Source organism: Pseudomonas sp. SDO55104_S430, assembly GCF_054070595.1.
Window position 1 is genome coordinate 1 of record NZ_JBSVXG010000247.1, and the last position, 7,808, is coordinate 7,808.

The 7,808-nt window shown below is 61.6% G+C and carries 8 protein-coding genes; 5 read left to right on the forward strand and 3 right to left on the reverse strand.

The genetic code is table 11. From position 1 onward, the window contains the following. Nucleotides 1-108: 108 nt before the first annotated feature. The 4 genes from ACW9JE_RS26385 (at nucleotide 109) to ACW9JE_RS26400 (ending at nucleotide 4,475) form a co-directional block, all read left to right on the forward strand. A complete protein-coding gene (locus ACW9JE_RS26385; RefSeq protein ID WP_457434413.1) occupies nucleotides 109-1,392 on the forward strand; it encodes a Zn-dependent hydrolase in 1,284 nt (427 codons plus the stop codon). A 149-nt stretch (nucleotides 1,393-1,541) separates the two neighbouring features. Continuing rightward, nucleotides 1,542-3,035, forward strand: a complete 1,494-nt coding sequence (locus tag ACW9JE_RS26390) for a PAS domain S-box protein (protein WP_457434414.1) — start codon at nucleotides 1,542-1,544, stop codon at nucleotides 3,033-3,035. Between the two features lie 182 nt (nucleotides 3,036-3,217). Further along, complete coding sequence (locus ACW9JE_RS26395) at nucleotides 3,218-3,469, forward strand: DUF1652 domain-containing protein (protein ID WP_224540514.1); 252 nt, start codon at nucleotides 3,218-3,220, stop codon at nucleotides 3,467-3,469. Nucleotides 3,470-3,848: 379 nt separating this feature from the next. Then, entirely contained in the window at nucleotides 3,849-4,475 is a 627-nt protein-coding gene (locus tag ACW9JE_RS26400) for a trimeric intracellular cation channel family protein (RefSeq protein WP_457434415.1), read from the forward strand. 116 nt (nucleotides 4,476-4,591) lie between these two features. Here ACW9JE_RS26400 and ACW9JE_RS26405 read toward each other — a convergent pair whose 3' ends face one another. The 3 genes from ACW9JE_RS26405 to ACW9JE_RS26415 all read right to left on the reverse strand — a co-directional run bounded on the left by ACW9JE_RS26405 (nucleotide 4,592) and on the right by ACW9JE_RS26415 (nucleotide 7,588). Next, nucleotides 4,592-5,359 (reverse strand): SDR family oxidoreductase, encoded by a 768-nt coding sequence (locus tag ACW9JE_RS26405; RefSeq protein ID WP_175377298.1) that lies wholly within the window; start codon nucleotides 5,357-5,359, stop codon nucleotides 4,592-4,594. A 52-nt stretch (nucleotides 5,360-5,411) separates the two neighbouring features. Beyond that, nucleotides 5,412-6,479 (reverse strand): phosphotransferase family protein, encoded by a 1,068-nt coding sequence (locus ACW9JE_RS26410; protein ID WP_224540520.1) that lies wholly within the window; start codon nucleotides 6,477-6,479, stop codon nucleotides 5,412-5,414. Nucleotides 6,480-6,622: 143 nt separating this feature from the next. After that, on the reverse strand, nucleotides 6,623-7,588 hold the full coding sequence (locus ACW9JE_RS26415; protein WP_224540522.1) for a 2-hydroxyacid dehydrogenase: 966 nt from the start codon (nucleotides 7,586-7,588) through the stop codon (nucleotides 6,623-6,625). Between the two features lie 17 nt (nucleotides 7,589-7,605). Here ACW9JE_RS26415 and ACW9JE_RS26420 point away from each other — a divergent pair. After that, the coding region (locus ACW9JE_RS26420) for a hypothetical protein (RefSeq protein ID WP_457434416.1) at nucleotides 7,606-7,808 on the forward strand (203 nt) is incomplete at its 3' end.

Consider the following 7,808-nt stretch of genomic DNA (forward strand, 5'->3'; position numbering starts at 1 on the left):
TACAGGATTTCGCCTGTCTGTAGGAGCGAGGCTTGCCCGCGAAGACGGCCTTGAAGACACCAGAAAGCTGTCTGAAGAAATACACAAGAACTGCCTGAGGAGATCCCCATGAACGCAGCCGTAGACGTTCTGCAATCCGCCCATCAGCACATCAACCGCGATCGCCTGTGGCAGTCGCTCATGGAGCTGGCCAAGCTCGGGGCCACGGTCAAGGGCGGGGTCTGTCGCCTGGCCCTGACCGATCTCGACCGCCAGGCCCGCGACACCTTTGTGAAGTGGTGCGAAGAGGCGGGCTGCAGCGTCAGCATCGATGCGGTGGGCAATATCTTCGCCCGTCGTCCGGGGCGCAATCCGGACCTGCCACCGGTGATGACTGGCAGCCACATCGACACCCAGCCCACCGGTGGCAAGTTCGATGGCTGCTTCGGCGTGCTGGCCGGCGTCGAAGTGCTGCGCACCCTCAATGACTTGGGCGTGGAAACCGAGGCGCCGCTGGAAGTGGTGGTGTGGACCAACGAAGAAGGCTCGCGTTTCGCCCCGTGCATGATGGGTTCGGGGGTGTTTGCGGAAAAATTCACCCTGGAAGAAACCCTGGCCAAGGTCGACGCCGAGGGCGTGACTGTGGGCGAGGCGCTCAATGCCATCGGCTATGCGGGGCCGCGAGTGGTCAGTGGTCACCCGGTGGGCGCCTATTTCGAAGCGCACATCGAGCAGGGGCCGATTCTCGAGGACGAACGCAAGACCATCGGCGTGGTGATGGGCGCCCTTGGGCAAAAGTGGTTCGACCTGAAACTGCGCGGCGTCGAAGCCCATGCCGGGCCTACCCCGATGCACCTGCGCAAGGATGCCTTGGTGGGGGCGGCGGTGATCGTCGGTGCGGTCAATCGCGCGGCGTTGGGCCATCAACCCCACGCCTGCGGCACCGTCGGATGCCTGCAAGCCTATCCGGGTTCACGCAACGTGATTCCCGGCGAAGTGCGCATGACCCTGGATTTCCGTCATCTGGAACCGGCGCGCCTGGATTCGATGATCGCCGAAGTCCGCGAGGTGATCGACACCACCTGCCAGGAACACGGCCTGACCTATGAACTGACCCCCACCGCCGATTTCCCGCCGCTGTATTTCGACAAGGGCTGCGTCGAGGCCGTGCGCGGCGCGGTGCAAGGCCTGGGCCTGTCGCACATGGATATCGTCAGCGGGGCAGGCCACGACGCGATCTTCCTCGCCGAGCTTGGCCCGGCGGGGATGATCTTCGTGCCGTGCGAAGGCGGCATCAGCCACAACGAAATCGAAAACGCCGCGCCGGATGATTTGGCGGCCGGGTGTGCGGTGTTGTTGCGGGCGATGCTGGCGGCGTCTGCGGCGGTGGCCAAAGGAGAACTGGCTGCCTGACGTAACACATCTCTCCATCTTGTATTCGAACCTGTGGCGAGGGGGCAAGCCACCTCGCCACAGGTAAATACCTGCACCAAAGGTTCTTCGCACGATTGCAGCCCCCGGTGGTCGTACATTTCAGGCCCCGTCGACCGAGTGGAGATGCAATGAACCAGGATGTCCTGATCACCGAAACCAATCGCCGCCAATTGCAGCAAATCATCGCCGGCCTCTCGGACGGGGTGATTCTGCTCGATCCCGATCAAAGCATTGTCTGGGCCAACGATGCCGCGCTGGCCATGCATGGCGTGGCGCAGATCAGCGACTTGGGCGCCGATGCCGAGCATTACACCAGCCGTTTCGCCTTGCGCTACCGCAACAACCATGTGGTCCCTGCTGACAGTTATCCGATCAACCGCGTGACCCGTGGCGAGATTTTCAGCGATGTACTGGTTGAGGTCAGCGCCGTCGCGGATGAGCAGGAGCGCGTCCGGTTTCTTCGCGTGCGCAGCATGGTGTTGACCGATCGCGAGGATCAGCCCGAGTCGCTGGCGCTGATCATGGATGATGTCACCGACTGGGTCAGCGCCGAGCAGCGCTTCGAGAGAACCTTTGCCGCCAATCCGGCGCCGGCGGTGATCTGCCGTCTCAGCGATTTGCGCTACATCAAGGTCAATCCCGGGTTTCTCGAGATGACCGGCTACACCCGGGACCAGGTGATCGGCACTTCCACCTACGAGCTGGACGTGCTGGAGCAGGCGCAAAACAAGGACTTGGCCAAGCAGCGTCTGGTGGAAGGCACGACCATTCCGCAAATGCAGGCCGAGTTGCGGCAGGCTGACGGTAGCAGCAAGCAAGTGATCGTCGCTGGTCAGCCGCTGGAGCTCAACGACGAACCCTGCATGTTGTTTTCCTTTGTCGACATCGAACCGCGTCATAAGGCCGAGCTCGCCTTGCGCCAGAGCGAGGAGCGTTTTGCCAAGGCATTCCGCCTGTCGCCGGTGCCGATCCTGGTGTGCGGCGCGGGCGATCAGGCCGTCCTCGATGTCAACGAAGCCTTCCTCGATGCCCTCGGTTACTCCAGCGAGGAAGTGCTGGGGCAGAGCATCACGCAGATCGACTTCATCGAAGATAAAGGCGCGCGCATGCGCCTGTTCGCGGCTCTGGAGAAAACCGGGCGTCTGGACCGTATCGATGTGCGGGTGCGCAGGAAAGACGCGGGGCTGATCGATTGCGCAGTGTCGGCAGACACCGTGAACATCCAGGACAGTCCCTGCTACCTGCTGGTGTTGATGGACATTACCGAGCGCAAGCGCACCGAACTGGAGCTGGTGTCGGCCATTGAAGAAGTGATGAAGGACGCGTCCTGGTTCAGCCGCACGCTGATCGAAAAACTGGCCAATGCGAAGAACGTCAATTCGCCCCGGCTGCCCAGCGTGTCGTTCACCGATCTCACCGCCCGGGAGCGTGATGTGTTGGGGTTGATCTGTGAAGGTCTGGCGGACAAGGAAATTGCCGCACGGCTGAAACTGGCGCCAAACACAGTGCGCAATCACGTGGCGACGGTGTATTCCAAGCTCGATGTGCACAGCCGTAGCGAGGCGATCGTCTGGGCGCGTGAACGCGGTTTGTTCTCCGGCAGCGGGAAATCGAAGGATTGAGGGTAAGGTGCAAATGCACTAGCTGGAGGGGTGCAATTTGATGTGTTGAGCACGGGCGACGGCTCCTAGGCTGCAAGGGTACGACAGGTGTTTGCCAATGCCTGCGTGTCCCTGCGAAACAACCGAAGGAATGCCCTGATGAATCTGCACCCCGAATTATCCCTGTGCCGGGATCTGAACCCATGATGACGCTGGCCCAACTGCGCATGCTGATCGAACGCAGTTTTTCGCCCCGCGCCTGTGATTGCAGCATCACCGGCGATCATTACCTGACCGTCAAGCTCTACCACCCCCTCTCAGGGCAGGTGGATCTGGTGGTCAGCGGCTTGAACATGGCCACCTTGCAGTCAGCGGATTCGGTGGCCGCGCTGATCGAAGAGCTGCGATACGAACTGGAGAGCAATACCCTGAATCGCCCGGATCCGGTGATGTAAGAACTGTCAGGTTTTCATGGCGTTGGCCAATGATTGGGCTATAAGTGTTACGCAAATACTTTTTTTGTGACAGCTACGCGGATTTTTCGCGCAGGTGCCGTGGTCACAAAAAGGGTGTCTACCACTTATCGCGGGTCAACCTATGAAAACTCTTGGGAAACGCGTTTTTGCACCTCTGGCACTCTGCACGGCGCTGCTCGCCGGCTGCTCCAGTCCGCCACCACCTCCTCCCGCCGCACCGCCACCTGCTCCGGTTCGCACCTGCCAGGACATGGATAAAACCGATGTGCTGGGCGATGCGCGCGACGAAAACGGCGAGATAACGCGCGTCACGACCACCACGCGCTGCGTCACCCAGTAACGTCGGGCGCCGCCGTCCTTGAAGCACCGTGTCGAGAAAATCGTTCTTGTCGCCGATCTTGTCGGCACGGCTGTTTTTGCCATCGAAGGTGCGATCAGTGCCATGCGCAGCGGCCTCGACCTGCTCGGGGTGATGGTGATCGCCTTCATCGTTGCCTTGGGTGGCGGCGTGACCCGGGACCTGCTGATCGGCGCCACGCCGCCCAACGCCGTGGCCAACTGGCGTTATCCGGCCCTGGCGTTTTTGATGGGCGGGTTGGCGTTCATTTTTCATGAGCAGGTACTGGGCTGGTCTGGCTCGACGCTGATCGTGCTCGATGCCGCAGGCCTGGCGCTGTTCGCTGTGGCGGGGGCGCAGAAGGCTTTGAACCACGGAATCTCGCCGTTCGTGTCGATGCTGATGGGTACCATCACGGGCGTGGGTGGCGGGGTTATCCGCGATATCGTGCTGGCGCGGATACCGGTGGTGCTGCAGGTGGATCTGTATGCGAGTTCGGCGTTCGTCGGCGCTGCCGTGCTGATCATCGGCCGACGCTGCGGGGTGCCACCGGTGGCAGCGGCGCTACTGGCGGGCGCGGCCTGCCTGGCGTTGCGCTTGCTGTCGGTGCATTTTGGTTGGCAGCTGCCAAAAATTATAAATACCTGACCCGATCCCTGTGGGTGCGAGCCTGCTCGCGATGACGGTGTGACATCCAACCTCAATGCTGGCTGACAGACCGCTATCGCGAGCAGGCTCGCACAGAAGTATTTGTGGTCAGGAAATCAGGAAAGGAACCCACCATCCACGTTCAGCGAAACACCCGTGGTGTAGCTGGACGCATCGCTGGCCAGGTACAGCACGGCGCCGGCCATTTCGCTCGGGTCTGCCACGCGCTTGAGCGGGATCTGTGCCAGGGCGGTGTTGAGGATGGCTTCGTTCTTGACCAGCGCCGAGGCGAACTTGGTGTCGGTCAGGCCCGGGAGCAGGGCGTTGCAGCGGATGCCGAACTGCGCGCATTCCTTGGCGAAGACCTTGGTCATGTTGATCACCGCCGCCTTGGTCACCGAGTAGATGCCCTGGAACACGCCCGGCGAGACGCCATTGATCGACGCAACGTTGATGATGCTGCCGCCACCGTTCTCGCGCATCAGCTTGCCGGCTTCCACCGACATGAAGAAATAGCCGCGGATGTTGACGTCGACGGTCTTCTGGAACGCGCCGAGGTCGGTGTCCAGCACGTTGCAGAATTGTGGATTGGTCGCCGCGTTGTTGACCAGGATGTCCAGGCGGCCGAACTGTTCCTTGATGCCGGCGAAGACCTGGCTGATCTGTTCCATTTCCCCGATGTGGCAGGCAATGGCGGTGGCCTTGCCGCCGGCGGCGATGATCGCATCGGCCACGTGCTGGCAGCCTTCGAGCTTGCGGCTCGAAACGATCACATGGGCACCTTGCTGGGCCAGCAGTTTGGCGATGGCCTCACCAATGCCGCGGCTGGCGCCGGAGACGAAAGCGATCTTGCCGTCGAGGTCGAACAACTGAGTCTTGGACATGGAATTCCCTTGAGAGTCTTGTTATAGGCCTGATGTGCAATGGAAGAAGCGATCAGAGGCTGGATTTCTGGATGACCTGCAAGCTCATCTGCTCCAGCAGTTTGTTCATGTGAATGAACTGCGCGAAGCGTTTGTCCTGGGTCTGGCCGTGGTAGAAGCGGTAGTAGATCTGCTGCACGATGCCGGCCAGGCGGAACAGGCCGTAGGTGTAGTAGAAATCGAAATTGTCGATCTGGATCCCGGAGCGTTCGGCGTAGTAATCGACGAACTCACGGCGGGTCAGCATGCCCGGCGCGTGACTCGGCTGGCGGCGCATCAGCTGCACGGGCGCGGGGTCGCCGGCTTCGATCCAGTAGGCGAGGGTGTTGCCCAGGTCCATCAGCGGATCGCCAAGGGTGGTCAACTCCCAGTCGAGCACACCGATGATCTGCATCGGGTTGTTCGGATCGAGAATCACGTTATCGAAACGGTAGTCGTTGTGCACGATGCTGGAGGTCGGGTGATCGGCCGGCATCTTGTCGTTGAGCCAGGCCTTGACCGCTTCCCAGTGCGGCGCGTCCGGGGTCAGGGCTTTCTCGTATCGGTCGCTCCAGCCCTTGATCTGCCGGGCCACGTAACCTTCGGGCTTGCCCAGATCGCCCAGGCCGTAGGCGTTGTAATCGACGCGATGCAGTTCAACGAACTTGTCGATGAAGCTCTTGCACAGCGCTTCGGTTTTCGCGGAGTCGAAGCCCAGTTCCGGCGGCAGTTCCGAGCGCAGGATTATCCCCTTGACCCGCTCCATCACGTAGAACTCGGCGCCGATCACCGAGTCGTCGGTGCAGTGCACGTAAGCCTTCGGGCAATACGGAAAGCCGTCGCGCAATTGATTGAGGATGCGGAATTCACGTCCCATGTCATGGGCGGACTTGGCCTTGTGGCCGAAGGGCGGCCGGCGCAGGACGAATTCCTGCTCCGGGTATTCGATCAAGTAGGTGAGGTTCGACGCACCGCCGGGGAACTGGCTGATCTGCGGCAGACCGGTGAGGCCGGGAATGTGCGCCTTGAGGTACGGATCGATCAGGCTGGCATCGAGTTCTTCGCCGGAGCGGATACGGGTGGACTGGTCAGTAAGCGCCATGCTTATCCCTTCTGCTTATTCTGGAGGCCTCAAACTATTGGCTAATCTAATGCGCGTACCCGGCAGCCACAACCACGAACGGCCCTTATAGGTGAGCGTGTTGCCGGGCAATCATTGCTTTTGATACACCTGTTTGAATTGTCCTACACCATGGCGTTTTTCAGGCCGCGCGGCAACTCGATCGGGGTCAGCACGGGCTTGCCGGAGAAGAACGCCACGAGATTACGGCCTACCAGTTCGACGGTGCCCTGGGTGGCTTCCGGCGACAGGCCGGCGACATGCGGAGTCAGGATCACGTTGCTCAGGGTCTTGAGCGCGTCCGGCACCTGAGGCTCGGCATCGAACACGTCCAGGGCCGCACCGGCAATGCGCCGTTGCTCCAGAGAAGTGATCAGGTCGGCGGTGACCACCACGCTGGCCCGGGCGATGTTCACCAGAAATCCGTTGGGCCCCAGGGCGTCGAGGACCTGGCGGTTGACCAGGTGCTGGGTACCCAGGCCGCCGGGGGTGGCGATGATCAGGAAGTCCGAGGCGCGTGCCAGTTCGGTGGGGGTCGAACAGAACTCGTAGGGCACGTCGTCGCGATGCTGGCGGTTGTGGTAGCACACGCTCATGTCGAACCCCGCCGCGGCGCGCTTGGCGATGGCCAGGCCGACCGCGCCCAGACCGAGAATGCCAAGGCGTTTGCCGGCGAGGGAAGGGCGCATGATTTTCGGCCACTCGCCCCGGCGCACGGCGGCGTCGCAGCGTGGCACGTCGCGCACCAGTGACAGCAGCAGGGCCATGGCGTGGTCGGCGACGGAGGAGGCGTTGACCCCGGCGCCGTTGGTGACGGTGATGCCGCGGTCGGCGGCGGCTTGCAGGTCGACCATTTCATAACCTGCGCCGATCACGCAGATGATCTTCAGTTTGGGCAGGGCGGCGATTTCATTGGCAGTCAGGCCCAGTGGGCCGCGGGTCAGCACCGCGTCGATCCCGGCTCCGTGGCGTTTGATGGCTTCGGCGCGCTCGGCGGGGGTCGGGGCCAGAATCAGGTGAAACCCCTGATGTTCGAGGATGGGCAGGTAATCGTTGATGGTCTCAACCAGTACCAGTACGGTTGCGGTCATGCTTGGCTCCTTTAGGCATGGATATCGGGCTCGAACGTCCAGTGAGATTGCTGCCTGCCGGGCGATTTGGCAATCGTCACATTCGAACCAGTGTAGGAGCTGCCACAAACAGCGATGGTTGCTTCAACACCATTACCAGGAACACCGCAAAACCTGTAGGAACGAGGCTTACCCGCGAAGGCGGTGTGTCAGGAAAAGCAGATGTGACCGACCTGGCTCC

What these genes read in the sequence shown, in the direction of transcription:
- ACW9JE_RS26385 (WP_457434413.1), top strand. Translation starts at nt 109, where the DNA reads ATGAACGCAGCCGTAGACGTTCTGCAATCCGCCCATCAGCACATCAAC.
- ACW9JE_RS26390 (WP_457434414.1), top strand. Translation starts at nt 1,542, where the DNA reads ATGAACCAGGATGTCCTGATCACCGAAACCAATCGCCGCCAATTGCAG.
- ACW9JE_RS26395 (WP_224540514.1), top strand. Translation starts at nt 3,218, where the DNA reads ATGATGACGCTGGCCCAACTGCGCATGCTGATCGAACGCAGTTTTTCG.
- ACW9JE_RS26405 (WP_175377298.1), bottom strand. Translation starts at nt 5,359, where the DNA reads ATGTCCAAGACTCAGTTGTTCGACCTCGACGGCAAGATCGCTTTCGTC.
- ACW9JE_RS26410 (WP_224540520.1), bottom strand. Translation starts at nt 6,479, where the DNA reads ATGGCGCTTACTGACCAGTCCACCCGTATCCGCTCCGGCGAAGAACTC.
- ACW9JE_RS26415 (WP_224540522.1), bottom strand. Translation starts at nt 7,588, where the DNA reads ATGACCGCAACCGTACTGGTACTGGTTGAGACCATCAACGATTACCTG.